The 21861-nt window shown below is 60.0% G+C and carries 26 protein-coding genes; 14 read left to right on the top strand and 12 right to left on the bottom strand.

Features of this window, described 5'->3' with window-relative positions; all coding sequences use genetic code 11:
- Nucleotides 1-74: 74 nt before the first annotated feature.
- The 3 genes from J2Y86_RS07840 to J2Y86_RS07830 all read left to right on the top strand — a co-directional run bounded on the left by J2Y86_RS07840 (nucleotide 75) and on the right by J2Y86_RS07830 (nucleotide 2593).
- Nucleotides 75-1496, top strand: a complete 1422-nt coding sequence (locus J2Y86_RS07840) for a transglycosylase SLT domain-containing protein (protein ID WP_253429376.1) — start codon at nucleotides 75-77, stop codon at nucleotides 1494-1496.
- A gap of 105 nt (nucleotides 1497-1601) precedes the next feature.
- On the top strand, nucleotides 1602-2036 hold the full coding sequence (locus tag J2Y86_RS07835; protein WP_253429373.1) for a DoxX family protein: 435 nt from the start codon (nucleotides 1602-1604) through the stop codon (nucleotides 2034-2036).
- Between the two features lie 248 nt (nucleotides 2037-2284).
- Nucleotides 2285-2593 (top strand): class I SAM-dependent methyltransferase, encoded by a 309-nt coding sequence (locus J2Y86_RS07830; protein ID WP_214377324.1) that lies wholly within the window; start codon nucleotides 2285-2287, stop codon nucleotides 2591-2593.
- Nucleotides 2594-2596: 3 nt separating this feature from the next.
- On the opposite strand, the gene greB is transcribed toward J2Y86_RS07830, so the two are convergent.
- The 3 genes from greB to J2Y86_RS07815 are packed head-to-tail and all read right to left on the bottom strand — an operon-like array spanning nucleotide 2597 to nucleotide 6316.
- A complete protein-coding gene (gene greB / locus J2Y86_RS07825; protein WP_017339816.1) occupies nucleotides 2597-3094 on the bottom strand; it encodes a transcription elongation factor GreB in 498 nt (165 codons plus the stop codon).
- A 34-nt stretch (nucleotides 3095-3128) separates the two neighbouring features.
- Complete coding sequence (locus J2Y86_RS07820; protein WP_253429371.1) at nucleotides 3129-5633, bottom strand: ABC transporter permease; 2505 nt, start codon at nucleotides 5631-5633, stop codon at nucleotides 3129-3131.
- Nucleotides 5633-6316, bottom strand: coding sequence for an ABC transporter ATP-binding protein (locus J2Y86_RS07815; protein ID WP_109633656.1), 684 nt, complete (start codon nucleotides 6314-6316; stop codon nucleotides 5633-5635). Before J2Y86_RS07815 ends, J2Y86_RS07820 begins: the two co-directional genes overlap by 1 nt.
- A 10-nt stretch (nucleotides 6317-6326) precedes the next feature.
- On the opposite strand from J2Y86_RS07815, the gene J2Y86_RS07810 reads away from it, so the two are divergent.
- From J2Y86_RS07810 to J2Y86_RS07800, 3 genes are all read left to right on the top strand, one after another.
- Nucleotides 6327-6932, top strand: a complete 606-nt coding sequence (locus J2Y86_RS07810; protein ID WP_253429369.1) for an arylesterase — start codon at nucleotides 6327-6329, stop codon at nucleotides 6930-6932.
- Between the two features lie 56 nt (nucleotides 6933-6988).
- Nucleotides 6989-7282: a hypothetical protein gene (locus J2Y86_RS07805; protein WP_003226812.1), complete on the top strand. Its 294-nt coding sequence runs from the start codon at nucleotides 6989-6991 to the stop codon at nucleotides 7280-7282.
- 98 nt (nucleotides 7283-7380) lie between these two features.
- Nucleotides 7381-8352: a L,D-transpeptidase family protein gene (locus J2Y86_RS07800; protein WP_253429367.1), complete on the top strand. Its 972-nt coding sequence runs from the start codon at nucleotides 7381-7383 to the stop codon at nucleotides 8350-8352.
- 125 nt (nucleotides 8353-8477) lie between these two features.
- On the opposite strand, the gene oprI is transcribed toward J2Y86_RS07800, so the two are convergent.
- The gene (gene oprI / locus J2Y86_RS07795; protein WP_002553018.1) at nucleotides 8478-8729 is read right to left on the bottom strand and encodes an outer membrane lipoprotei OprI; all 252 of its coding nucleotides are present in this window, start codon (nucleotides 8727-8729) and stop codon (nucleotides 8478-8480) included.
- Nucleotides 8730-9373: 644 nt separating this feature from the next.
- Between oprI and J2Y86_RS07790 the strand changes: the two genes are divergently transcribed.
- The gene (locus tag J2Y86_RS07790; protein ID WP_008057026.1) at nucleotides 9374-9661 is read left to right on the top strand and encodes a GNAT family N-acetyltransferase; all 288 of its coding nucleotides are present in this window, start codon (nucleotides 9374-9376) and stop codon (nucleotides 9659-9661) included.
- 63 nt (nucleotides 9662-9724) lie between these two features.
- Here the strand turns inward: J2Y86_RS07790 and J2Y86_RS07785 are convergent, their stop codons facing one another.
- Nucleotides 9725-10801: a 3-deoxy-7-phosphoheptulonate synthase gene (locus tag J2Y86_RS07785; protein WP_253429365.1), complete on the bottom strand. Its 1077-nt coding sequence runs from the start codon at nucleotides 10799-10801 to the stop codon at nucleotides 9725-9727.
- 162 nt (nucleotides 10802-10963) lie between these two features.
- Complete coding sequence (locus J2Y86_RS07780; protein ID WP_253429363.1) at nucleotides 10964-11407, bottom strand: PilZ domain-containing protein; 444 nt, start codon at nucleotides 11405-11407, stop codon at nucleotides 10964-10966.
- Between J2Y86_RS07780 and J2Y86_RS07775 the strand changes: the two genes are divergently transcribed.
- From J2Y86_RS07775 to cysB, 5 genes are all read left to right on the top strand, one after another.
- The gene (locus J2Y86_RS07775; protein WP_253440163.1) at nucleotides 11406-11792 is read left to right on the top strand and encodes a thioredoxin family protein; all 387 of its coding nucleotides are present in this window, start codon (nucleotides 11406-11408) and stop codon (nucleotides 11790-11792) included. The genes J2Y86_RS07780 and J2Y86_RS07775 overlap by 2 nt on opposite strands.
- Entirely contained in the window at nucleotides 11789-12745 is a 957-nt protein-coding gene (locus J2Y86_RS07770; RefSeq protein WP_253429361.1) for a putative 2-dehydropantoate 2-reductase, read from the top strand. Before J2Y86_RS07775 ends, J2Y86_RS07770 begins: the two co-directional genes overlap by 4 nt.
- Nucleotides 12746-12770: 25 nt before the next feature.
- Nucleotides 12771-13676: a 5'-nucleotidase gene (locus tag J2Y86_RS07765; protein ID WP_017339807.1), complete on the top strand. Its 906-nt coding sequence runs from the start codon at nucleotides 12771-12773 to the stop codon at nucleotides 13674-13676.
- Nucleotides 13677-13770: 94 nt separating this feature from the next.
- The gene (locus tag J2Y86_RS07760; RefSeq protein WP_253429359.1) at nucleotides 13771-14274 is read left to right on the top strand and encodes a universal stress protein; all 504 of its coding nucleotides are present in this window, start codon (nucleotides 13771-13773) and stop codon (nucleotides 14272-14274) included.
- Between the two features lie 273 nt (nucleotides 14275-14547).
- Nucleotides 14548-15522, top strand: coding sequence for an HTH-type transcriptional regulator CysB (cysB, locus tag J2Y86_RS07755; RefSeq protein ID WP_008148549.1), 975 nt, complete (start codon nucleotides 14548-14550; stop codon nucleotides 15520-15522).
- A gap of 3 nt (nucleotides 15523-15525) precedes the next feature.
- On the opposite strand, the gene J2Y86_RS07750 is transcribed toward cysB, so the two are convergent.
- Nucleotides 15526-16008 carry a GreA/GreB family elongation factor gene (locus J2Y86_RS07750; protein ID WP_253429357.1) on the bottom strand — a complete coding sequence of 161 codons (483 nt, stop codon included), beginning with the start codon at nucleotides 16006-16008 and terminating at the stop codon, nucleotides 15526-15528.
- A 2-nt stretch (nucleotides 16009-16010) separates the two neighbouring features.
- On the bottom strand, nucleotides 16011-16421 hold the full coding sequence (locus tag J2Y86_RS07745; RefSeq protein WP_253429355.1) for a hypothetical protein: 411 nt from the start codon (nucleotides 16419-16421) through the stop codon (nucleotides 16011-16013).
- Between the two features lie 124 nt (nucleotides 16422-16545).
- On the opposite strand from J2Y86_RS07745, the gene earP reads away from it, so the two are divergent.
- Together earP and J2Y86_RS07735 are read left to right on the top strand one after the other, a co-directional pair.
- Nucleotides 16546-17688: an elongation factor P maturation arginine rhamnosyltransferase EarP gene (gene earP / locus J2Y86_RS07740; protein WP_253429353.1), complete on the top strand. Its 1143-nt coding sequence runs from the start codon at nucleotides 16546-16548 to the stop codon at nucleotides 17686-17688.
- A 48-nt stretch (nucleotides 17689-17736) separates the two neighbouring features.
- A complete protein-coding gene (locus J2Y86_RS07735; RefSeq protein WP_007943632.1) occupies nucleotides 17737-18306 on the top strand; it encodes an elongation factor P in 570 nt (189 codons plus the stop codon).
- A gap of 172 nt (nucleotides 18307-18478) precedes the next feature.
- Here the strand turns inward: J2Y86_RS07735 and J2Y86_RS07730 are convergent, their stop codons facing one another.
- From J2Y86_RS07730 to J2Y86_RS07715, 4 genes are all read right to left on the bottom strand, one after another.
- Nucleotides 18479-19495 carry an alpha/beta hydrolase gene (locus tag J2Y86_RS07730; protein ID WP_253429351.1) on the bottom strand — a complete coding sequence of 339 codons (1017 nt, stop codon included), beginning with the start codon at nucleotides 19493-19495 and terminating at the stop codon, nucleotides 18479-18481.
- Between the two features lie 32 nt (nucleotides 19496-19527).
- A complete protein-coding gene (locus J2Y86_RS07725; RefSeq protein WP_214377271.1) occupies nucleotides 19528-19947 on the bottom strand; it encodes an organic hydroperoxide resistance protein in 420 nt (139 codons plus the stop codon).
- A gap of 367 nt (nucleotides 19948-20314) precedes the next feature.
- On the bottom strand, nucleotides 20315-20776 hold the full coding sequence (locus tag J2Y86_RS07720; protein WP_253440160.1) for a MarR family winged helix-turn-helix transcriptional regulator: 462 nt from the start codon (nucleotides 20774-20776) through the stop codon (nucleotides 20315-20317).
- A gap of 69 nt (nucleotides 20777-20845) precedes the next feature.
- Nucleotides 20846-21802 (bottom strand): LysR family transcriptional regulator, encoded by a 957-nt coding sequence (locus J2Y86_RS07715; protein WP_253429349.1) that lies wholly within the window; start codon nucleotides 21800-21802, stop codon nucleotides 20846-20848.
- Nucleotides 21803-21861 lie beyond the last annotated feature (59 nt).

Genomic DNA, 21861 nt, shown 5'->3' with positions numbered 1-21861 from the left:
CAAGGCGCTCTGTTTCTGTCGTTCGATTTCATGAAAATTGTTGAGATCGGCCCAGTATTCTTTCCGGAGAGTGGATGACACGTCCCTCGATTTTGTTACTGCTGTGTGGTTCGTTGCTCCTGCCGATGCCGGCGGTTGCGCGTCTGGCCGGCCCGCTGCAAGCCGTGCCGGCGGCCAAGGTGCGCGATCTGCAGGAAATCCGCAGCAGCCGTGTGCTGAAGGTGCTGGTCAACCAGAGCCGCAACAGCTCCGGCGAAGTCCAGGGCCAGGCCATCGGCGTCGAATACCATCGATTGCGCGCTTTCGAGCAATACCTCAATGGTCACGCCCGCGACGGTCAGGAAGTCACCCTCAAGATCATCCCCAAAGCCAAGGATCAACTGCTCGGCGCGTTACAGCGCGGGGAGGGCGATCTGGTTGCGCCGGGGGAATTGCTCGATCTGCAACCGGGTTACGCCGTCAGCACCAGTGAGCCTATTGCCAGCAACATCCCGCTGGTGTTGGTGGGGATCAAAGGCGAGAAACGCTACACCCACCTTGAACAGCTTTCCGGTAAAACCCTGGCATTGCCCACCGGTAGCGCCGCCGGAGAAGCGATCAGTCAGATCAATCAAAAACTCGCCCTGCACAAACTGGCCCCGGTAAAGATCGAGTGGGTCGATCCGACCCTGGCGGTCGAAGACGTGCTGGAGATGGTGCAGGGCGGCATCTTTCACCTGACGATCGTCGAGCAACCGATTGCCGAACGCTGGGGCAAGATCTTGCCCAAGCTGCGCTTTGATCGGCAGGTGCTGATCAGCGAGCCGGGGGAGGAGTACTGGTTTGTGCGTCGCGATGCTTCGATGCTGCGGGCGAGTATCGACCGCTTCCTCACCGGCTACAAAAAGCCCTCGGATCAGGACGCGTCGTTCCTGAGGATCTATCGGCGCCTGTATCAAGTGCACTATCCGCTGGCCAAGGCTGATCGCCAGCGCCTGGAAAAACTTCGACCGGTGCTGCAAAAGCACGCTGCTGCCCAAGGCATGGACTGGCTGAACCTGGCGGCACTGGCGTTCAAGGAATCCGCGCTGCAGCCCAATGCCCGCAGCGGTGGCGGCCCCACCGGCCTGATGCAGATCACTCCGTCCGCGGCCCAGCGGGTGGGGGTCAATAACATTCAGGACCTCGACGCCAACGTGCAGGCCGGAGCCAAGTACCTGGCGATGATCCGCCGCAAGTTTTTTGCCAGCCCCAAACTCAACGAGCGTGAGCGCATGGCGTTCGTGCTGGCGGCCTACAACATCGGGCCGGAGCGGGTTCAAGGCATGCGCGCCGAGGCGCGGCGCCGGGGTTTGAATCCCAATCAGTGGTTCTTCCAGGTCGAGCGCATCGCCATGGAGCAGGTGGGAATGGGCCCTGTCAGCTATGTTAATAGCGTGAACAAGTATTACCTGGCGTTCGATCGGGAGCGGGAGTCGTTGGAGCCTCAGGGGCAGAAAGTGGCCTCACGGAAATGATCGACTAAACTGATTGTTATGGTGGAAATATTGCGCTTTTAACATTCGATTTACTGATTAATATAGCGGCCAACCAACACACAAACTCACAATGGATGACACAGCATGAGCTCACTGATCAACAAGGTACTGTTTACCCGCGCTGGCTACGGCCTGACTGTTTTGCGGATCTTCGTCGGTATCATCTTCGCAGCCCACGGCGCGCAGAAACTCTTCGGGGCGTTCGGTGGTTACGGCCTGGCCGGCACCGCGCAGTACATGGAGAGTATCGGCCTGGCGCCGGGCTACCTGATGGCGACGCTGGCGGGCGGTACCGAGTTCTTCGGCGGTCTGGCCTTGATCATCGGCTTGCTGGTCCGTCCGGCAGCCCTCGGCCTGACCTTCCTCTCGCTGGTGGCGATTTTCTCGGTACACCTTCCTAACGGATTGTTCATGGCCAACAACGGTTATGAATTCGCCCTGGCCCTGCTCGGTGGCAGCATCGCGGTGCTGATCGAAGGCGCCGGCAAACTGTCGGCCGACCGCGCCATCGCTGGCTGACCGCTCTGGCTCAACGAAAAGGCCCGCATTGCGCGGGCCTTTTTTGTTGTGCGTCATTCTTGACACTGTCCAGTCAGCTTCTCTAGGATGCTGCTCATGCGCCGATTTAAACAGCTACTTGCGGGGCGCCAGGTGACTCATTCAGTTGCCGATAGAAGCTTGAAACAGGCTTCGAAATACCGCTAAAGCGCTGGTTCGGTGTTGCCTCTCACCTGCCATGCAGACTTTTGAGGCAGAGACACGACACAATGAATGCACTAAACCCCGTTGTACGCCCCGCGCCGATCACGGCACACCTCACCCAGCGCAATCCAAAAATCCTGCTTGGCGGCAAACACCAGCCGACGCTCTTGCGTTATCTGGATGGCTGGCCACGTCGTACCGGTGGGCCCGCAGCGTTCCTGATCCAGTTTGTCGAAGACGGTGAATCGCTGGCCCGATTTGCCAGCGACAGTTTCGACCTGGCAGTGATTCAGTCGCCCAGCCTCGAAGAAGCGCCGGAAGTGATCAAGCAGCTGACACGCGTTGCCCGCCAAGGGTTGATCACCCGCCGTTAAGGCCTAGGGGTATTCAATCGCCACGATGTACACGCACTGCTCGCCAGTCGGTGTCTGGACGCGAACTTCAGCGTCCAGCGCCTTGCCGATCAGGGCGCGTGCCAAGGGTGAGTCGATACTGATCAGGCCCAGTTTCAAGTCCAGTTCATCCGGGCCGACGATGCGGTAACGCGACTCCTTGCCGTCCTCGTCCTCGATTGTGACCCAGGCGCCGAAGTAGACCTTGTTCGGATCGCTGGGCTTTTCGCTGACCACCTTGAGTGCTTCCAGGCGTTTGGTCAGGAAACGAACGCGGCTGTCGATCTCGCGCAGCATCTTTTTGCCGTAGGTGTATTCGGCGTTCTCGGAGCGATCACCTTGCGCCGCCGCCTCGCTGACCGATTGCGTGACTTGCGGTCGGCGCACATGCCAGAGCTCATGAAACTCGGCCCGCATCCGCGCTTCACCTTCGGGGGTGATCAGCGCGGTGCCAGCGGTGCGGGGAGGGCGATAACGGCTCATGGCAACTTCTTGTGATGGAGAGGGCTTGAGTCTATCAACCCTCGCGCAACACTGTCAGGGGGCTGGCGTTCAACGCCCGGCGAGTGCCGAACACACCGGCACCACCGATCAGCACGGCACCGATCAATGGCAGTACCAACAGCCATGGATGTGGGTGCCAGGGCAGATCGAACGCGTAACGGTACAGCACCAGGCTGACCAGTTCCGAACCCAGCGCTGCCAGCAGTCCGCTGACCGCGCCGAGCAGACCGAACTCGATTCGCCGGGCCTTGACCAGCAATTGTCGTTCGGCCCCCAGCGCTCGCAACAAGGCGCCTTGACGAATGCGTTCATCCAGCGTCGCTTGCAGACCCGAGAACAGCACCGCCATCCCCGCTGCCAGCACGAACAACAGCACGTATTCCACCGCCAGGGTGACCTGGGCGAGGATGCTGCGCAGTTGCGCAAGCAAGGCTTCGACTTGCAGGATGGTCACCGCCGGAAAGGCGCGGGACAGGTCGACAATCTGCTGATCATGACCGGCCGCCAGATAGAAGCTGGTCAGGTAAGTCGCCGGTAAGTCCTTCAATGTTCCCGGTTGGAAGATCATGAAGAAGTTCGGCTGGAAGTTGTCCCAGTTGATCTCCCGCAGGCTGGTGACTTTCGCTTCGCGATTGGCCCCGCCGACGGTAAACACCATATGATCGCCCAGCTTGAGCTTCAGGCTTTCGGCGACTTTGCCTTCTACTGACACGCCGGGAACGTCGTCTACAGGCTGTTCGCTCCACCAGTTTCCCGCCGTGAGCTTGTTACCTGCGGGCAGGTCCGCCGCCCAGGTCAGGCTCAGGTCGCGCTGGATCGCCCGATCTCCGGCCGAGTCTTTGCTGACGATGTCCCGAACCGGCTCGCCGTTGATGCTGATCAAACGTCCCGGCACCACCGGGTACAGAGGCGCCGATTGCGCCGACAGTTCGATCAGGCGATCGGTGAAGGCCTGTTTGTCGGCCGGCAGAATGTTCAGCGCGAAGTAGTTCGGCGCGTTTTTCGGCAACTGGTTTTGCCAGGTGTCCAGCAGCTCACCGCGCAGCAAGGCGATCAACGCCATGGACAGTAGAATCAAACCGAAGGCCAGGGATTGGCCTGCCGCCGCCAGTGGATGACGCAGCAATTGACCCAACCCGAGGCGCCACGGCAACGAAGCACGCGCGAGCATCCGGCGCAGGCTTTTCAGCAGCAGCAACAGCAAGCCACCCAACACCAGCGCCGCAATCACGCCACCGCCGAGCAGGGCGAAGGTCAGCACCAGGTCCAGGCTCAGGCGCCACATGATCAGCCCGAGAGCGCCCAATGCCGCGCCGTAGACCATCCAGGTGCTGGAAGGAATCGGCAGCATGTCGCGGCGCAAAACCCGCAATGGCGGAACCCGACCCAATGCGGCCAGTGGCGGCAAGGCAAAACCGGCCAGCGCCACCAGCCCGGTGCCGATCCCGGCGATTGCCGGAAACAGGCCGCCCGGTGGAACGTCGGTGGGCAACAAATCATGCAGCAGCGCGAACAGGCCCAGCTGCGCCAGCCAGCCAATCAACGCGCCGCTGATGCTGGCCAACAGGCCGAGCACCGTCAGCTGCAAACTGAACAGGACCATGGTTTCCCGGCGGGACAGCCCGAGGCAGCGCAATAACGCGCTGGCATCGAAGCGGCGGGTTGCGAAGCGTGTTGCCGACAGCGCCACCGCGACACCGGACAACAGCACCGCCACCAGGCTCGCCATGTTCAAGTAACGTTCGGCCTTGCCCAGCGCGCCGCCAATCTGCCGGTTGCCATCGCGCGCATCCTGGATGCGCTGGTTGGCGGCGAGGCCGGGTTTGATCAGTTGGCGATAGGTTTCCAGCGCTTCGGCTTTGCCGCGCCAGAGTTCGCGGTAACTGACGCGGCTGCCGGGTTGCACCACGCCGGTGGCGGCGAGGTCGCTGAGGTTGATCAGCACGCGCGGCGTCAGGCTGTAGAAATTGCCGGCGCGATCCGGTTCGTAAGTCAGCACTCGCGCCAGTTTCAGGGTGCGCATGCCGACGTCGATGCTGTCGCCGATCTTCAGGTCCAGTGCGGTCAGCAATCGTGCCTCGACCCAGGCCTCACCGGGTTTCGGTCCGCCCCCGGACTCTTCCGGTGCAAAGGGGGCGGGGGCGCTTTTCAGTTCGCCGCGCAGGGGATAGACCTCGTCGGCGGCTTTGATACTGGACAGCTGAATGCCATTGTCAGTGGCGATGACACTGGAGAATTCCACCACCTGCGCATGTTCGAGGCCCAGCTCCGTCCCGCTTTTGATCTGTTCGGGCCGCGCCGGTGAGCTGCCCTCGAGCAGCAGGTCGGCGCCAAGGAATTCGGTGGCGCGCAGCATCATGGCGCCGTTCAGGCGGGCACCGAAGTAACCGATGGCGGTACTCGCCGCCACCGCCACCAGCAAGGCGAAGAACAACACCCGCAACTCGCCGGCGCGGGCGTCGCGCAGCAATTGGCGGAGGGCGAGACTGAACAGGCGCAACAGCGGCAAGCGTGCCATCAAGGCTCCAGGGGGGCGACCAGCAGGCCGGCTTCAAGTCGGATCAGGCGCCGGCAACGATGTGCCAGGCGTTCATCGTGGGTCACCAGCACCAACGTCGTGCCGCGTTCCTGGTTGAGTTCGAACAACAAGTCGCTGATGCGCTCGCCGGTGTGGCTGTCGAGGTTGCCGGTGGGTTCGTCGGCGAACAGCACGTCGGGTTCGGCGGCAAACGCACGGGCAATCGCCACGCGCTGCTGTTCGCCGCCGGAGAGCTGGCGGGGCGAATGAGTCAGACGCTGGCCCAGGCCAACCCGCTGGAGCAATTGAGTGGCACGTTCACGGGCGTCTTTGCGGCCATCGAGTTCCAGCGGCAGCATGACGTTTTCAAGCGCGTTGAGACTGTCGAGCAACTGGAATGATTGAAAGACAAAACCGACGTGTTCGGCGCGAATACGCGCGCGCTGGTCTTCATCGAGATTGCTCAGGCCCTGGCCGGCGAGGGTGACTTCGCCACTGCTCGGCAAGTCGAGGCCGGCGAGCAGGCCGAGGAGGGTGGATTTGCCTGAACCGGACGCGCCAACGATGGCCAGGCTGTCGCCCTTGTTCAGTTCCAGGCTGAGTTCGTGCAGGATAGTCAGTTCACCTTCCGCGCTGGGAACCACTTTGCTGAGGTTCTTCGCGGTGAGAATGCTTGCGCCCATGGAGAATCCGATGCGTGTGTGGTTTTTGAGTGCTGGCCTGGCCTTGTTATGCATGGCCCAGAACGCAGCGGCGGGTACTGTCCTGATCGTTGGCGATAGTATCAGCGCCGGTTTCGGACTGGATACCCGCGTTGGGTGGGTGTCGCTGCTTGAGCAACGGCTCAAGCGCGAAGGTTTCGACGATAAAGTGGTCAATGCGTCCATCAGTGGCGACACCAGTGCCGGAGGCCAGGCGCGCCTGCCGGCGCTGCTTGCAGAGCATAAGCCGGAGCTGGTGATCCTCGAGTTGGGCGGCAACGACGGCCTGCGCGGAATGCTGCCAACGCAATTGCAACAAAACCTTGCAGCGATGATCGACAGCTCCCGCGCCAGTGGGGCCAAGGTGCTGCTGCTCGGCATGCAACTGCCCCCCAACTACGGTGCGCGCTACACCAAGGCTTTCGCCGAGGTGTACAGCAACGTCGCCAACGAGAAAAAAATCCCCCTCGTACCGTTTTTTCTCGATGGCGTGGGCGGTCGTCCAGACCTGATGCAGGCCGACGGCTTGCACCCCGCCGCGGACGCTCAGGACAAGTTGCTGGAAAATGTCTGGCCGACACTGAAACCGCTGCTTTGACGCTTTTCTAGCGGCGGCGTTTCGGCTAAGGTGGCGCCCCCGATTTGGAGCCCCCGATGCCGCGTCCCGCCTGGTCACTTTTTGCCTACCAACTGATCGAGCCTGACGAACAGCTGGATCTGTTCGCCTGCCAGGAAGTGCGGGTACATCTGGTGACCCGTCAGCTGGAGTTGGGTGGTTCGGCCGATCGAACCCTCTGCGGCAGCCTGCTTCCGGCGCAGCCGCGCTGGTCGAGCGTCGACCGCCGTGTGTTCCAGGACCAGCGCCTGTGCTCGCTGTGCCGGGCGATCCTGGAATCGCAGAAACGCGGCACTTCGCCGATCTGGCCTGAGCTGCGCTTCGAGCTTTGAGGCAATAAAGATAGCGTGCTATCGGCCAACTCCCCGAATTTGCGGACGTCGGTGTACAATCCCGTTTTTATCCCCTGACCCTGCGAAGGATTTACCGGATGTTGCCGCGCTTTCCTGCCGTCACCCGCTGCCTGTCTCTTGCCGCCCTTTGTGTGGCAGGCCCCGTAGCAGCACTGGAGTTGCCCCTGCCACCGCCCGGTGAAGACATCATCGGCCAGGTTCAGGTCATCAAGGCCAAGTACGAAGACACCTTCGCCGACCTTGGCACCACTTACGATCTGGGTTACTCGGAAATGGTCGCGGCCAACCCTGGCGTCGATGCATGGCTGCCAGGCGCCGGTACCGAAATCGTGCTGCCGACGCGCTTCATCCTGCCGCCGGGACCGCGTGAAGGTATCGTCATCAACCTGGCTGAATACCGTCTCTACTACTATCCGAAAGGCCGGAATGTGGTTTACACCTTCCCGCTGGGTATCGGTCGCGAGGGTTGGGGTTCGCCGATCGCTCACACCACCATCACGGCCAAGACGCCGAACCCGACCTGGACGCCTCCAGCCTCGATCAAGGCCGAGCACCTTGCAGACGGTGATCCGTTGCCAAACGTCGTGCCGGCCGGCCCGGACAACCCGCTGGGGCCGTTCAAATTCAACCTGGGCACGCCGGGTTACCTGATCCACGGTTCGAACAAGAAGTTCGGCATCGGCATGCGCACCAGCCACGGTTGCTTCCGCATGTTCAACAACAACGTGTTGGAGATGGCGAGCATGGTGCCGGTCGGTACGTCGGTGCGCATTATCAGCGACCCGTACAAGTTCGGTGTCAGTGGCGGCAAGGTGTATCTGGAAGCGCACACGCCGCTGGACGACAAGGGCAACCCTTCTGTGGTCGACAAACACACCGCGGTGATCAACGCGATGCTCAAGCGTGAGGACATCACCAACAACCTGCGCATGAACTGGGATGTGGTCCGCGACGTGGTTGCCGCCGAAGATGGTCTGCCGGTGGAAATCGGAGTGCCGAATTCCTCGGCGCCAATGGTGACGAGTGCACCGCTCGATCCGCTGCAGTAATGCTTGAAAGGAACCCGCCGACGCTGACCGCGTCGGCGGGTTTTTTTATGGGCGGTACAAAACGACCGGCCATAAAAAAGCCGACCCAAAAAATGGGTCGGCTTGATAACAATCCCGAAGGATTATTACTTGCGGCTAGCTTTGTCCAGCATGCGCAGAGCACGCTCGTTAGCTTCGTCAGCAGTCTGTTGTGCTTTTTGAGCAGCAGCCAGAGCTTCATCAGCTTTACGGTAAGCTTCGTCTGCACGAGCCTGGGAGCGAGCAGCTGCGTCTTCAGTAGCGGTCAGACGTGCTTCGGTTTCTTTCGATACGCTGCTGCAACCGGTAGCCAGAACTGCGGCCAGAGCCAGAGCAGAGAATTTCAGAACGTTGTTCATCGTGTTCCCCTTCAAGGACTTTCTATTAAGTAGCTGTCTCCTCAGAGTGAGGAAATAGCCGGCGTACATACTACCCATTACTTGTCGTAAGTAAACTGACGTAAAGCAAGAAGCAAAAAAAATTGTAGGCGTTGATTCTTTTTCGAGCAACTTTTACTTGCATTTGATTAAAAAATATCCAGCTGCAAGGCCCGAGCTGAGCGAGTTGGCACGAAAAAGTTCCCGGCGACCGCGAGTGTTTTCGCGGTCTTGGCTAAAGTCTGTCTACATGGATTCGTCTACACTTTTGTTCGGGATTTGCGTGGCACCTCTCATATCTTTCTCCTAGTTGAGGTGACTTAAAAGAAGGGCGCTCGTCTTAAGTCTCAACATCCGGCAATGTTCAGGCGATCGACCACCCGGGATCTTCGGTCGAGCCGCCCCTGCGTAACCCCGGAGCAGCACCTCTGCCCAACCTGACGTGATGACGAGCGTACCTTGAGCATTTCTGCCAATGGTGCCTACTATTTGATACGTGCTCGGTTGCGCGAGATCGGTGCTGTTCTTCTCGGTGTCCATTCAGGCACGGGGTGGCGTAGATGTTCCTTCGCCGGAAAAACATCGGTAAGGTAGGGGTCAGAATCAAAGACCCGCGAGGAGTAGTGATGAGTGAGGCGTTGTCCATCCACCATGACCAGGCTGGTCATCAGTTCGAGACCAATGTGGACGGTCATCGTGCCTACCTGACCTATATGGATCTGGGGAAACAGACCCTGGATATCTATCGCACCTTTGTGCCCAATGCATTGCGTGGTCGCGGCATTGCAGCAGCCTTGACCGAGAAGGCGCTCGAGTACGCCGAGGAAATGGGCTACACCGTCATTCCTTCGTGTTCCTATGTGGAGCGCTACATGGAGCGTCATCAGCGGCATGCGGCCAAGCTGAGCCAGTAAAACGAACGCATAAAAAAAACGCCGGGTTTATAGCCCGGCGTTTTTTTTTGCGCTGAAAACCGATCAGGTGCGAACGCGTTTCGGCAGCACGTCCTTGAGCTTGGCATGCATGCTGCGCAAGGTGTTTTCGGTAGCGGACCAGTCGATGCAGGCATCGGTGATCGACACGCCGTATTGCAGGTCGGCGAGGTCTTTCGGGATCGCCTGGCAGCCCCAGTTCAGGTGACTTTCGACCATCAGGCCGATGATCGACTGGTTGCCTTCGAGGATCTGGTTGGCGACGTTCTCCATCACCAGCGGTTGCAGTGCCGGGTCCTTGTTGGAGTTGGCGTGGCTGCAGTCGACCATGATGTTCGGCTTGATCTTCGCCTTGTTCAGCGCTTGCTCGCACAGGGCGACGCTGACCGAATCGTAGTTCGGCTTGCCGTTGCCACCGCGCAGCACCACGTGGCCGTAGGCGTTGCCCTTGGTGGTCACGATCGACACGCCACCTTCCTGGTTGATACCCAGGAAGCGGTGCGGGCTGGAAACCGATTGCAGGGCGTTGATCGCCACGGTCAGGCCGCCGTCGGTGCCGTTCTTGAAGCCGACGGCCGAAGACAGGCCGGACGCCATTTCACGGTGAGTCTGGGATTCGGTGGTGCGTGCGCCGATGGCCGACCAGCTGATCAGGTCCTGCAGATACTGCGGGGAGATCGGGTCGAGGGCTTCGGTGGCGGTCGGCAGGCCCATCTCGGCCAGGTCCAGCAGCAACTGACGACCGATGTGCAGACCGTCCTGAATCTTGAAGGAGTCGTCCAGGTACGGGTCGTTGATCAAGCCTTTCCAGCCGACGGTGGTGCGTGGCTTCTCGAAATACACGCGCATGACCAGATACAAGGTATCGGACACTTCCGCAGCCAGTACCTTCAGGCGCTCGGCGTATTCGTGGGCAGCCTTGATGTCGTGGATCGAGCACGGCCCGATGACGACAAACAGGCGGTGGTCGGTGCCGTCCAGGATGTTGCGAATGACTTCGCGACCCTTGGTGACGGTGCGCAGGGCAGCGTCGCTCAGAGGGATATCACGCTTGAGCTGATCGGGAGTGATCAGCGTCTCGTTGGAGGCGACGTTTAGGTCGTTGATCGGTAAATCAGCCATCGTTTACTCGTCAGGTCACGGGTGCCGGCCGCCAGCGAACCCGCGCGGCGGAGCACAGCAAATTAAGCGCGTCGGGGAGCGGAACCTTAGCGCGTTACACCGTGGCTCGACAATGGGCAGACAGCGGTTTAAGGGGCATTCGCAACGAATTGATAAGGTCCCTTAATCCATCACCGCCTGCGCAAATGCCCTGCGAACCGTGTCGTGGGAGAACTCGTCGGCGTGTTGCTGGACCCATTCGAGGGCCAGCGCCTGGGTTTCCTGCAGGTCGTCGTGGGCGTCATGCTGGCGACAATAACGTTCGATCTGGCACACCTGTTCGCCCATTCGGGCACTGAACATCATCTGTTCGTCGACAAAGGCAATGCCCACCAGATAACCGTGTTTGCGTCGCAGGCACCAGGCTACGTAGCCCAGGAAACGCAAATCGGGGTTCAGGGTCGGGATGCGAACTTCCAGCGCCGTGCCGTGACGCCAGGCGCGGTGGTAATTGCAAGCCATGCCCCCGAGGCTGATAGTGTGCAGCTGTTGTCGTGAAATACACTCAGGTTTCAGCAACGTTAATTCGACGGGCACATCGTCAGGATGAGGAATGAAACGTCCCATGAGCACGGACTCCATGTGTCGGCCATCTGACATTGTTTCCCCCAGTATAGTGGTCGAATTGGAATTGACCGATTTCGACGCCGACCAACGGTTGCTGGCGATGAGCGGCGTGTCGCTGGTTATTTTCACCAGCGTCGGCTGCGCCAGCTGCCGGTTTGCCCGTGAGCAATTGCCAAGGCTCGACCTGCAGGTCGATCGCTTGTGCTGGATCGATGCCGGGAACAATGGCGGAGTGGTCGAGCGTTATCAGGTCTTTCATTTGCCGGCGCTGTTTGTGGTGCGCGACGGTGAGTTTTTCGGAGCGTTAAAATCGCGCCTGACCAGCACCGAGCTCAATGTGGCCGTGGGTCAGGCGCTGACCAGAACAGCAGAGGAGTTGCCATGACGGGAGCAGTTGCCAGGCCGACCATCGGTATTATCGGAACCGGTGCGATCGGTGGTTTCTACGGGTTGATGCTGGCGCGTGCCGGTTTCGATGTGCACTTTCTGTTGCGCAGCGAGTTTTCAGCGGTGGCCGAACGCGGGTTGCAACTCGACAGCGCGGTGCACGGCGCGCTGACGTTGAATCCGGTCCAGGCCTATTCGTCGGCCGAAGACATGCCGCCCTGCGACTGGCTGCTGGTGGGTGCGAAGACCACCAGCAATGCCGGTCTGGCGCCGGCGATCATTCAAGCGGCGGCACCGAACGCCAAGGTGCTGTTGCTGCAAAACGGCCTGGACGTCGAAGACAGTCTGCGAGCCTTGCTCCCGGATTCCCTGCACCTGCTCGGCGGGCTCTGCCTGATCTGCGTCCATCGCACCGGCCCGGGAGCGATCACTCATCAGGCCCTTGGCGCGGTGAACGTCGGCTACCACAGTGGCCCCGCCACCGATGAACAGGCGCGCATGGCGATTGTCGAGGAGGGCGCCGGGTTGTTCCGCAGCGCCGGCATCGACTCCCAGGCCATGCCGAACCTGCATCAGGCACGCTGGCAGAAACTGGTCTGGAATATCCCTTACAACGGCCTCTCGGTACTGCTTGGCGCGGGCACGACGCCGTTGATGGCCGATGCCGACAGCCGGGAACTGATCAAGGCCTTGATGGCCGAAGTGGTGCAGGGCGCCAAGGCCTGCGGTCACGACATGCCGACCGGTTACGCGGACTATCTGTTCATGATGACCGAAAAGATGCCGGACTACTGGCCGAGCATGTACCACGATTTTCTGCACAAGCGGCCGCTGGAACTCACAGCGATTTACGCCCGGCCACTGGCGGCGGCCAAGGCTGCCAGTTGCGAATTGCCGCGAATCGAAGCGTTGTATCGCAGTTTGAGTTTTATCGATCGACGGAACACCTGAGTCGATCAACCCGAGGGGGAAGGGCATGGCGAAGACGATTGACGACAAACTGGTGCTGGCGATTTCTTCGCGTGCGCTGTTCGACCTGAGCGAAAGCCACAAGGTCTACCTGTCGAGCGGCGTCGAGGCTTATCGGCAATATCAGATCGAACACGAAGACGAAATCCTCGAACCCGGTGATGCATTTCCGTTGGTGGAAAAACTCCTCAGCCTCAATACCCGTCTCGGCCGCGCCAGGGTCGAGGTGATCCTGGTGTCGCGCAACAGCGCCGACACCGGGCTGCGGGTGTTCAACTCGATTCACCATTACGGGCTGGCGATTTCCCGCGCGGCGTTTGTCGGCGGGCGCAGCCCGTACCCGTATCTCAAGGCCTTTGGTTGTGACCTGTTTCTGTCGACCCACGCCGAAGACGTGCGCAGCGCGCTGGACGCCGGTTTCGCAGCGGCGACCATTCTGTCGGGCGGTGCCAGCCGTGCCGCGAGCGATGAATTGCGCATTGCCTTCGATGGGGACGCGGTGCTGTTTTCTGACGAGTCGGAGCGCGTTTATCAGGCGGGCGGCCTGGAAGCGTTTCAGGCCAGCGAGCGCGAAAGTGCCCGCGAGCCCCTGCGCGGCGGGCCGTTCAAAGGTTTTCTCGCAGCGCTCAATCTGTTGCAGCGTGAGTTCCCGGAGGACGCCTGTCCGATCCGCACCGCACTGGTCACGGCGCGTTCGGCGCCGGCCCATGAGCGGGTAATCCGCACGTTGCGCGAGTGGGACATTCGCCTGGATGAATCGTTGTTCCTCGGCGGCCTGACCAAGTCCGCTTTCCTCGAAGCCTTTGCCGCCGACGTGTTTTTCGACGATCAGGCCGGCCATTGCGAGTTGGCCCGCGAGGTGGTCGCTACCGGCCATGTGCCCCATGGCATAAGCAACGAGCAAAAGGTTTAAGCCCGCCGTTCAACGCGTTACGCGGGACGTCGTACTCGTCAAGGCACTGCTAAGCTGAATCAATCTCCGCCATGTTGGCATTCGAGGAGGTCATATGATTCGTTCGATGCTGTATGCCACTGACCTCGGTCTGTACGCACCGTTAGTGATGCAGCATGCCCTGGAGCTGGCTCGAACATTCGATGCTGACTTGTATGTGGTGCACGCGGTTGAGCCGATGGGTTTGTTTGCCGAATCGGTGCTTCAAAGTTACCTCGATGAACAGGCGTTGAACGAGTTTCACAGCCAGGGCCTGAACACCGTCATTGCCAGTATCGAGCAACGGGTGCTCGACAGTTTTCGTGAGGAGTTGGGGGAAGAGGGGGCGCACGATCTGGACCGGATTCAGGCGGTGCGGGTGCTTCAGGGCGATCCGTCGCAGGTGATTCTCGACCAGGCGCAGAAACTCTCCGTGGATTTGTTGATCGTAGGTAGTCATAGCCATGGTGCTGGCGCGGAAACGCCTTTGGGCAGGACCGCAGCGCGGGTGTTGCAGTTGGCTCGGGTGCCGGTCTATCTGGTGCCGCTGGTGGAACGTCGTCGCCAGGGAGACCGCTAGTGTCCTGCCTCGCAAATACTGTTCCTCTTTTGGCGGCGTCTGTTTCTGCCATGCTGCGTTGCCGCTCCTCGCCATAGCGGGCTATGACTCGTCGCGGCGCCTTGCCTGGCAGCAACAGCCACTCGTCAAAAGAGAAACGTATTCACGAGGCAGGGCACAGAACACGAATAGTGGCGTTTTGATAAAAAAGTTCTAGATTTATTCTTCAAACCATTAATATAGTTATATACCGTCGCTGATGCCCGTGGCGTCTACCTGCTTTGAGGGATTCATATGAAGCTTCAACAACTGCGCTACATCTGGGAAGTGGCGCACCACGACCTCAACGTTTCCGCTACAGCCCAAAGCCTTTACACCTCGCAACCGGGTATCAGCAAGCAGATCCGTCTGCTGGAAGACGAATTGGGCGTCGAGGTTTTTGCCCGCAGCGGCAAGCACCTGACCCGCGTCACCCCGGCCGGCGAGCGCATCATCACCACCGCCGGCGAGATCCTGCGCAAGGTTGAAAGCATCAAGCAGATCGCCCAGGAATTCTCCAACGAGAAGAAAGGCACCCTGTCGATCGCCACTACCCACACCCAGGCGCGTTACGCGTTGCCGCCGGTGATCAGCAATTTCATCAAGCAATACCCGGACGTTGCGCTGCATATGCACCAGGGTTCGCCGATGCAGATCGCCGAAATGGCCGCTGACGGCACCGTCGATTTCGCCATCGCCACCGAAGCCCTCGAGCTGTTCGGTGACTTGGTGATGATGCCGTGCTACCGCTGGAACCGCTGCGTGGTCGTGCCTCAGGGCCATCCGCTGACCAAGCTGTCGAAGCTGACCCTCGAAGCGCTGGCCGAATACCCGATCGTGACGTACGTGTTCGGTTTCACCGGCCGTTCGAAACTCGACGAAGCGTTCAGCCATCGCGGCCTGACGCCGAAGGTGGTGTTCACCGCCGCCGACGCCGACGTGATCAAGACTTACGTTCGCCTGGGTCTGGGCGTGGGTATCGTGGCGAAAATGGCGGTCGATGCCAAACTCGATAGCGACCTGGTCATGCTTGATGCCAGCGATCTGTTCGAATCCAGCATCACCAAAATCGGTTTCCGTCGTGGCACCTTCCTGCGTGGCTTCATGTGCGACTTCATCGAGAAGTTCGCACCGCACCTGACCCGCGAAGTCATGGCCAAGGCCATCCAGTGCCACAACAAGCAGGAACTGGAAGAGCTATTCGACGGCGTTGAACTGCCTGTCCACTGATTTTTAGACCACCTCGGTGACAGAAAACTGTTGCCGAGCGCCCGCCACCAGAATCTCCACCTCGTCCCCTTCGAACTTGCCCAGCAGGCTTTTGCCCAGCGGTGAGCGAGGGGTGATGACGGTAATCATTTGCCCCACCAGATCGACCTTCAAGCCCGCCGCATCGGGGGCCAGAAACAGCCACTGTTCACGACCCTTTTCGTCTTCCAGGCCGAGCAGGGCGCCGACTTCGATACCGCGTTGATCATCGTAAGGCCGCAGGTTCAGGTTCTGGCACAGCGCCAGCGATTGCCTGATTTCCTCGACCCGTTTCGCCTGCCCGGCCGCCAGGTATGACGCCTCCAGCCCCAGCGTGTCGTACTTGTTCTCGGCGATGTTTTCTTCGTGAGTGGCGGTTTCGTAAGCGGTTTGCGCGGCACGCTCGGCGATGTCGAGGTCGACCCGCAGCTTGTCGATAATCAATTGGTGGACAGTCAGTTTATTCATGATCAGTCGCAGAATTGCAGGACGTTGGCGCGGCTTTTTTCGCTCGGCGCGGTCTGGTCCTGTTGCAGCCAGAACTGGCATTTCGGATTGGCCAGATTGCGGCCGGTGCTGCGGGCCTGATCCAGTCGTTGCTGCTGTTCGTTCTTGCGCAGGTTCTCTTCGTACTGGTCGAACAACGGGCTCTGCGGCGGAATGTCCGGTACCGGTTGCGCGACCACGGGCGGTTTCGCCAGTTGCTCTATCGCTTGTGCAACCGGTGCCAATTGTTCGTTGAACAACAGCCGGGAAGCCAGCCAGCACGTCAGCGCGATGGCGAGGAATCCCAGCCACAAGCCGAGGGCAATGCTGCCGGTCAGTTGCAGGGTACTGAGCTGGATCGGCAAGGGGCGGCGCGGGTTGGGGCGGTAGGGCATGACTGCCTCCTGGCGGGTGGTCGCGGGCGAGTGGCGATTGTCGCATGAAGATTAATCGCCGTCGGCTCTTCTGCACGGAGTAATTTATGCGGACAATCGGCGCCTTTGCCAACGGGAGCCTGGAATGCCTGAAATGAACACCCGCTGGGATATTTTTTGCGCCGTGGTCGACAACTTTGGCGACATCGGCGTGACCTGGCGCCTGGCCCGACAACTGGTCGCCGAGCATTCGCTGGAGGTGCGTTTGTGGGTCGATGACCTGCGGGCCTTCGAGCGGCTCTGTCCCGAAATCGACATCCATGTCGCGCAGCAATGGCAGGAGGGGGTCGAAGTCCGGCAATGGCCAACCGACTGGCTGCCCACCGACGCCGCTGATGTGGTGATCGCCGCATTCGCCTGCCAACTGCCGAGTGGCTACATGGACGCCATGGCCGCGCGCGAGAAGCCGCCGTTGTGGCTGAACCTGGATTATCTGAGTGCCGAAGACTGGGTCATCGGCTGCCACGGTTTGCCGTCGGTGAAGTACAAAAGCGTGCAGAAGTATTTTTTCTTTCCGGGGTTCCAGAAGGACACCGGTGGCTTGCTGCGTGAAAGCGGATTGCTCGAGCGACGTCGGCAATTTCAGCAAAGCCCCGAGGCTCAGCGAACATTCCTGCAAGGGTTGGGGATTGATCGCGCGCCAGGTGCGCAGCTGATCTCACTGTTTGCTTATGAGAATACCGGCCTGGCGAGTTGGCTGGAGGTGATGGCCGCCGATTCGGTGCCCACCCATCTGTTGGTGCCCGAAGGGCGGATTCTGGGTGATGTCGAACGCTGGCTCGGTGTCGACGGATTGGCGGCGGGCGCCGTGCATGTGCGCGAGGCCTTGACCGTGCAGGTGCTGCCGTTCGTCCGACAGGACCAATATGACCGACTGTTGTGGAGCTGCGATTTCAACGCCGTGCGCGGCGAAGATTCTTTTGTCCGCGCCCAGTGGGCAGGCCGGCCACTGCTCTGGCACATCTATCGGCAGGACGAAGACATTCACCTGGACAAGCTCGACGCCTTCCTGACGCTGTACACAAAAGGCTTGTCGGCGCCTGCTCGCGAGGCGATCAGCGGTCTTTGGCAGGCGTGGAATGCCGGGCATGATATGTCCGGTCACTGGCTGACGACCCGTAAACACTGGCCGGAACTGCAAAAACATGCCGAAGACTGGTGTCTGGAACAAGCCTTGCAGGCCGATCTTGCCGCAGCGCTGGTACAGTTTTACCTAAATTGGATATGATACGCGGCCTAGATTTTTGTAAATCCCATCCAAATTCGGATATTCGCAATGAAAACTGGTAAAGAACTGAAACCCGGTACCGTGATCCGTCTCGAAAACGATCCTTGGCTGGTTCAGAAAGCTGAATTCACCAAGTCGGGTCGTAACAGCGCGATCATGAAGACCAAGCTGAAAAACCTGCTGACCGGTTACAAGACCGAGATCGTTTACAGCGCCGACGACAAACTGGACGACGTAATCCTCGACCGCAAAGAAGCGACCCTGTCCTTCATCAGCGGCGACACCTACACGTTCATGGACACCACCGACTACACCATGTACGAGCTGAACGCTGAAGACATCGAAGCCGTTCTGCCTTTCGTTGAAGAAGGCATGACCGATGTTTGCGAAGCGATCTTCTTCGAAGAGCGTCTGGTTTCCGTAGAACTGCCGACCACTATCGTGCGTCAGGTTGACTACACCGAAGGTTCCGCTCGCGGCGACACTTCCGGCAAGGTGATGAAGCCTGCCAAACTGAAGAACGGTACCGAACTGTCGGTTGCTGACTTCATCGAAATCGGCGACATGATCGAGATCGATACCCGCGAAGGCGGTTCCTACAAAGGCCGTGCTAAATAAGCACCGCTTCAGGAATGAAAAAGCCCGACCATTGAGTCGGGCTTTTTTGTGCCTGAAATGCACAACCCCCCGTAGGAGCGAGGCTTGCCCGCGAAGGCGATTTGTCATCCAACATTTATGTCGACTGACACTAAGCCTTCGCGGGCAAGCCTCGCTCCTACAAGGGGCGGTGTTATTTCTTCAGGTGTTGTTTCAGTTCTTCAGACGCTTGCAACATCGCCGAACGCACCGCTGGCACCTGGCTCACCACATTCAGCAAACCGTAGTCGTGAATCATGCCGTTGTAACGCACCGACGTGACCGGCACACCCGCCTCATCGAGTTTGCGGGCATAGGCTTCACCTTCATCGCGCAGCACATCGGCGCCGGCCGTCTGCACCAGCGCAGGTGGCAAGCCTTTGAGTTGCGCGGTGGTCGCCCGCAGCGGAGAGGCATAGATCTCGTTACGTTGCTTGGCGTCGGTGGTGTAGTTGTCCCAGAACCACTTCATCATGTTTTTGGTGAGGAAGTGCCCCTCGGCAAACTGGTTGTAAGACGCCGTTTCGAAGTTCGCATCCGTCACCGGCCACAGCAGCACCTGGAACTTGATCGCCGGGGTGCCCTTGTCTTTGGCCATCAGCGCAACCACGGCCGCCATGTTGCCGCCGACGCTGTTGCCGGCCACCGCCAGACGCTTGCCGTCGACATTGATTTCTTTACCGTGCTCAGCCACCCATTTGGTCGCGGCGTAAGCCTGGTTGATCGCCACCGGGTAATGCGCTTCCGGCGACGGGGTGTAATTGACGAACACCGCCGCCGCACCCGAACCCGCGACCAGATCCCGAACCAGGCGTTCGTGAGTCGGGAAATCCCCCAGCACCCAGCCGCCGCCGTGGAAGAACATGAACACCGGCAGCTCGCCTTTGACCCCGGCCGGCCGGACGATGGTCAGGCTGATCGGTTGGCCGTCGACTTGAATGGTCTTCTGGCTGACGTCCGCTTTTGGCAGCGTCAATTTCACCCCGGCTTGCGCGCCGACCAGAATGGCCCGGGCATCTTTCGGTGAAAGCTGTTCCATCGGTTTGCCGGTGCCGGCATTCAGGACATCGAGGAACGCCTGGGTGTTGTGCTCAACCCCATCGCCCGCGAATGCACTGTGGATGGACAGGGTCAGAAGGGTACCGGTCAAGACTTTGCTGAAAGTGTTCATGTTCGTTTCCTGTTCGGTCTTGGAGTCAGCGGTTAGACGGTAACGTGCAGGCGCACATCGACGTTGCCACGGGTGGCGTTGGAGTACGGGCAGACCTGGTGGGCAGCATCGACCAGGGATTGCGCATCGGCCTGTTCAAGACCTGGCAGGCTGACGTGCAGGTCGATGTCCAGACCGAAACCACCAGGAATCTGACCGATGCCGACATGGGCGGTGATCGATGCGTCGTTCGGGATGCTGCGTTTGGTCTGGCTGGCGACGAATTTCAGCGCGCCGATGAAGCAGGCCGAGTAACCGGCGGCGAACAGTTGTTCAGGGTTGGTAGCAGCGCCACCCGCACCACCGAGTTCTTTTGGAGTAGCGAGTTTGACGTCGAGGATGTTGTCGCTGGAAACCGCACGACCGTCACGGCCGCCAGTGGAGGTTGCGATTGCGGTGTAGAGAGTTTGCATGATGTACGCCTCGTTCGGGTTTGAGTGTTTTTGCGCTAAATGTTTGCGCGCTAAGTAAGTGCGAGGTGAATGTAGCGCGCATGTATTTAGCGCGCAAGATAAATTTTGAAAAAAGTTTGGCAAGCGTGGTGAGACCCGGGAGTGATTGCCGGCAAGACTATGGAATTAGAGCGGTTCAGGCAGGATTTTCGGGCAGTAAATTTTTTCGAGGCGAGGGGCAGATGAAGCGGAGTCCCGAGGTCACTACAAAAAAATGTGGGAGCGGGCTTGCTCGCGAATGCGGTGTGTCAGTCAACACATGTGCTGAATGTCACACCGCATTCGCGAGCAAGCCCGCTCCCACAGTGGATGTGTGATGGTTTGAAGATTATAGGCTGTCTTGCAGATTGCTCCGCAGCACTTGCAGCTCCGCCTGCAGTTTCTGCAGTCTCTCCAGCGTCATCCCGCTGGCGCCGAGGATGCATTGGGGAACACCACGAGCCTTTTCCCGCAAGGCGCGGCCCTGTTCGGTGAGTTCGACAATCACCACCCGCTCGTCTTCGCGGCTGCGGGTGCGGCTGAGCAAACCTTCGGCTTCCAGGCGTTTGAGCAGTGGCGTCAGCGAGCCGGGATCGGTCAGCAGGCGCGTGCTGATTTCGCCTACGGTCAAGCCGTCCTGTTCCCACAACACCATCATCGCCAGGTACTGCGGATAGGTCAGGCCCAGCGCTTGCAGCAGCGGCTTGTAGACCTTGGTCATCAGCAGCGAGGTGGAATGCAGGGCGAAGCAGGCCTGATTATCCAGCAGCAGGGCATCGCAGTTATCGGAGGTGTCGCGCTCGGTGGTCATTTCGAAGCCTTGATCAGTGATCTTCATAAATCTAGCGGGCGAATCTTTAATGCGCCAGACAATTCTGGACTAGTGCCGGTCCAGGTTGGTTTGCAGCGCCAGGTCCCACGGCGGAATCGGGCTGAAGCGGGTTTTCAGGTATTCCAGCAACAGGCGACTGCGGGAATTGGGTTGTTGCTCCAGGCGCAAGGCATAGATACCGGTGGTTTCCGGTGGTGGCAGGCCGTTCTCGCAAAACAGCGGCAGCAGCTCGCCACGCAGCAAATATTCGCTGGCCAGCCAGGTCGGCAGATGCGCGATACCCAACCCGGCCAATGCGCCGCAGACCAGCGCCTCGGCATTGTTGGCGCTCATGCGGATGCGCGCCGGGCGGTGCAGGTGCATTTGCCCATCCCGCTCGAAACGCCAGGCGAAGGGCGGGGCGAGGCCATCCCAGTCGAGGCCGTCGTGTTCAATCAGCTGGGCCGGGTCGGTCGGTACGCCGCGACGCTTCAGGTAGTCGGGGCTGGCGCAGGCGATGCGCACCATGCTCGCCAGCGGCGTGGCCACCAGGCGGGTATCGGCCATTTGCCCGGCACGCAGCACCAGATCGACCTTGCCCAGGTTCAAACCCTGCATGTCGACAAAACTGTCGATCAGGTGCAGTTGCACATCGAGACCGGGGTAGAGCATCAGAAAATCAGCGATCACCGGCGCCAGATGCCGCCGGCCAAACGCGGCGGGCGCGTCGATCCGGATCAGGCCTTCCGGCGCACTGCTCAGGGACACCGCTTCTGCCCGGGCCAATTGCAGCTCCGCCACAATCCGCCGCGCACGTTCGGCGAACGCCAACCCGGCCGGCGTCGCACGCACCGCATGGGTGCTGCGGATAAATAACTGGCTGCCCACGGCGTTTTCAAGGCTGTCGATGCGCCGCGCCACGGCCGACGGTGTCAGCGGATGGCGGCGGGAGGCGCCGGAAAAACTGCCGGTTTCCAGTACATCGAGGAACAGACCCAGTTGCTCGGTCAATTGATTGGGATTCATGTGTTATCTGCGCTTGTGCGAAGTTGGCACAGCCATTGTGCGTTGCTGTGCGTTTCCCC

Source organism: Pseudomonas migulae (assembly GCF_024169315.1).
GTDB classification, from domain to species: Bacteria; Pseudomonadota; Gammaproteobacteria; order Pseudomonadales; family Pseudomonadaceae; genus Aquipseudomonas; species Aquipseudomonas migulae_B.
The sequence above is the reverse complement of the archived record's forward strand: the minus strand, read 5'-3'. Positions and strand labels throughout refer to the sequence as shown.

What these genes read in the sequence shown, in the direction of transcription:
- J2Y86_RS07840 (WP_253429376.1), top strand. Translation starts at nt 75, where the DNA reads ATGACACGTCCCTCGATTTTGTTACTGCTGTGTGGTTCGTTGCTCCTG.
- J2Y86_RS07835 (WP_253429373.1), top strand. Translation starts at nt 1,602, where the DNA reads ATGAGCTCACTGATCAACAAGGTACTGTTTACCCGCGCTGGCTACGGC.
- J2Y86_RS07830 (WP_214377324.1), top strand. Translation starts at nt 2,285, where the DNA reads ATGAATGCACTAAACCCCGTTGTACGCCCCGCGCCGATCACGGCACAC.
- greB (WP_017339816.1), bottom strand. Translation starts at nt 3,094, where the DNA reads ATGAGCCGTTATCGCCCTCCCCGCACCGCTGGCACCGCGCTGATCACC.
- J2Y86_RS07820 (WP_253429371.1), bottom strand. Translation starts at nt 5,633, where the DNA reads ATGGCACGCTTGCCGCTGTTGCGCCTGTTCAGTCTCGCCCTCCGCCAA.
- J2Y86_RS07815 (WP_109633656.1), bottom strand. Translation starts at nt 6,316, where the DNA reads ATGGGCGCAAGCATTCTCACCGCGAAGAACCTCAGCAAAGTGGTTCCC.
- J2Y86_RS07810 (WP_253429369.1), top strand. Translation starts at nt 6,327, where the DNA reads ATGCGTGTGTGGTTTTTGAGTGCTGGCCTGGCCTTGTTATGCATGGCC.
- J2Y86_RS07805 (WP_003226812.1), top strand. Translation starts at nt 6,989, where the DNA reads ATGCCGCGTCCCGCCTGGTCACTTTTTGCCTACCAACTGATCGAGCCT.
- J2Y86_RS07800 (WP_253429367.1), top strand. Translation starts at nt 7,381, where the DNA reads ATGTTGCCGCGCTTTCCTGCCGTCACCCGCTGCCTGTCTCTTGCCGCC.
- oprI (WP_002553018.1), bottom strand. Translation starts at nt 8,729, where the DNA reads ATGAACAACGTTCTGAAATTCTCTGCTCTGGCTCTGGCCGCAGTTCTG.
- J2Y86_RS07790 (WP_008057026.1), top strand. Translation starts at nt 9,374, where the DNA reads ATGAGTGAGGCGTTGTCCATCCACCATGACCAGGCTGGTCATCAGTTC.
- J2Y86_RS07785 (WP_253429365.1), bottom strand. Translation starts at nt 10,801, where the DNA reads ATGGCTGATTTACCGATCAACGACCTAAACGTCGCCTCCAACGAGACG.
- J2Y86_RS07775 (WP_253440163.1), top strand. Translation starts at nt 11,406, where the DNA reads ATGAGCACGGACTCCATGTGTCGGCCATCTGACATTGTTTCCCCCAGT.
- J2Y86_RS07780 (WP_253429363.1), bottom strand. Translation starts at nt 11,407, where the DNA reads ATGGGACGTTTCATTCCTCATCCTGACGATGTGCCCGTCGAATTAACG.
- J2Y86_RS07770 (WP_253429361.1), top strand. Translation starts at nt 11,789, where the DNA reads ATGACGGGAGCAGTTGCCAGGCCGACCATCGGTATTATCGGAACCGGT.
- J2Y86_RS07765 (WP_017339807.1), top strand. Translation starts at nt 12,771, where the DNA reads ATGGCGAAGACGATTGACGACAAACTGGTGCTGGCGATTTCTTCGCGT.
- J2Y86_RS07760 (WP_253429359.1), top strand. Translation starts at nt 13,771, where the DNA reads ATGATTCGTTCGATGCTGTATGCCACTGACCTCGGTCTGTACGCACCG.
- cysB (WP_008148549.1), top strand. Translation starts at nt 14,548, where the DNA reads ATGAAGCTTCAACAACTGCGCTACATCTGGGAAGTGGCGCACCACGAC.
- J2Y86_RS07750 (WP_253429357.1), bottom strand. Translation starts at nt 16,008, where the DNA reads ATGAATAAACTGACTGTCCACCAATTGATTATCGACAAGCTGCGGGTC.
- J2Y86_RS07745 (WP_253429355.1), bottom strand. Translation starts at nt 16,421, where the DNA reads ATGCCCTACCGCCCCAACCCGCGCCGCCCCTTGCCGATCCAGCTCAGT.
- earP (WP_253429353.1), top strand. Translation starts at nt 16,546, where the DNA reads ATGCCTGAAATGAACACCCGCTGGGATATTTTTTGCGCCGTGGTCGAC.
- J2Y86_RS07735 (WP_007943632.1), top strand. Translation starts at nt 17,737, where the DNA reads ATGAAAACTGGTAAAGAACTGAAACCCGGTACCGTGATCCGTCTCGAA.
- J2Y86_RS07730 (WP_253429351.1), bottom strand. Translation starts at nt 19,495, where the DNA reads ATGAACACTTTCAGCAAAGTCTTGACCGGTACCCTTCTGACCCTGTCC.
- J2Y86_RS07725 (WP_214377271.1), bottom strand. Translation starts at nt 19,947, where the DNA reads ATGCAAACTCTCTACACCGCAATCGCAACCTCCACTGGCGGCCGTGAC.
- J2Y86_RS07720 (WP_253440160.1), bottom strand. Translation starts at nt 20,776, where the DNA reads ATGACCACCGAGCGCGACACCTCCGATAACTGCGATGCCCTGCTGCTG.
- J2Y86_RS07715 (WP_253429349.1), bottom strand. Translation starts at nt 21,802, where the DNA reads ATGAATCCCAATCAATTGACCGAGCAACTGGGTCTGTTCCTCGATGTA.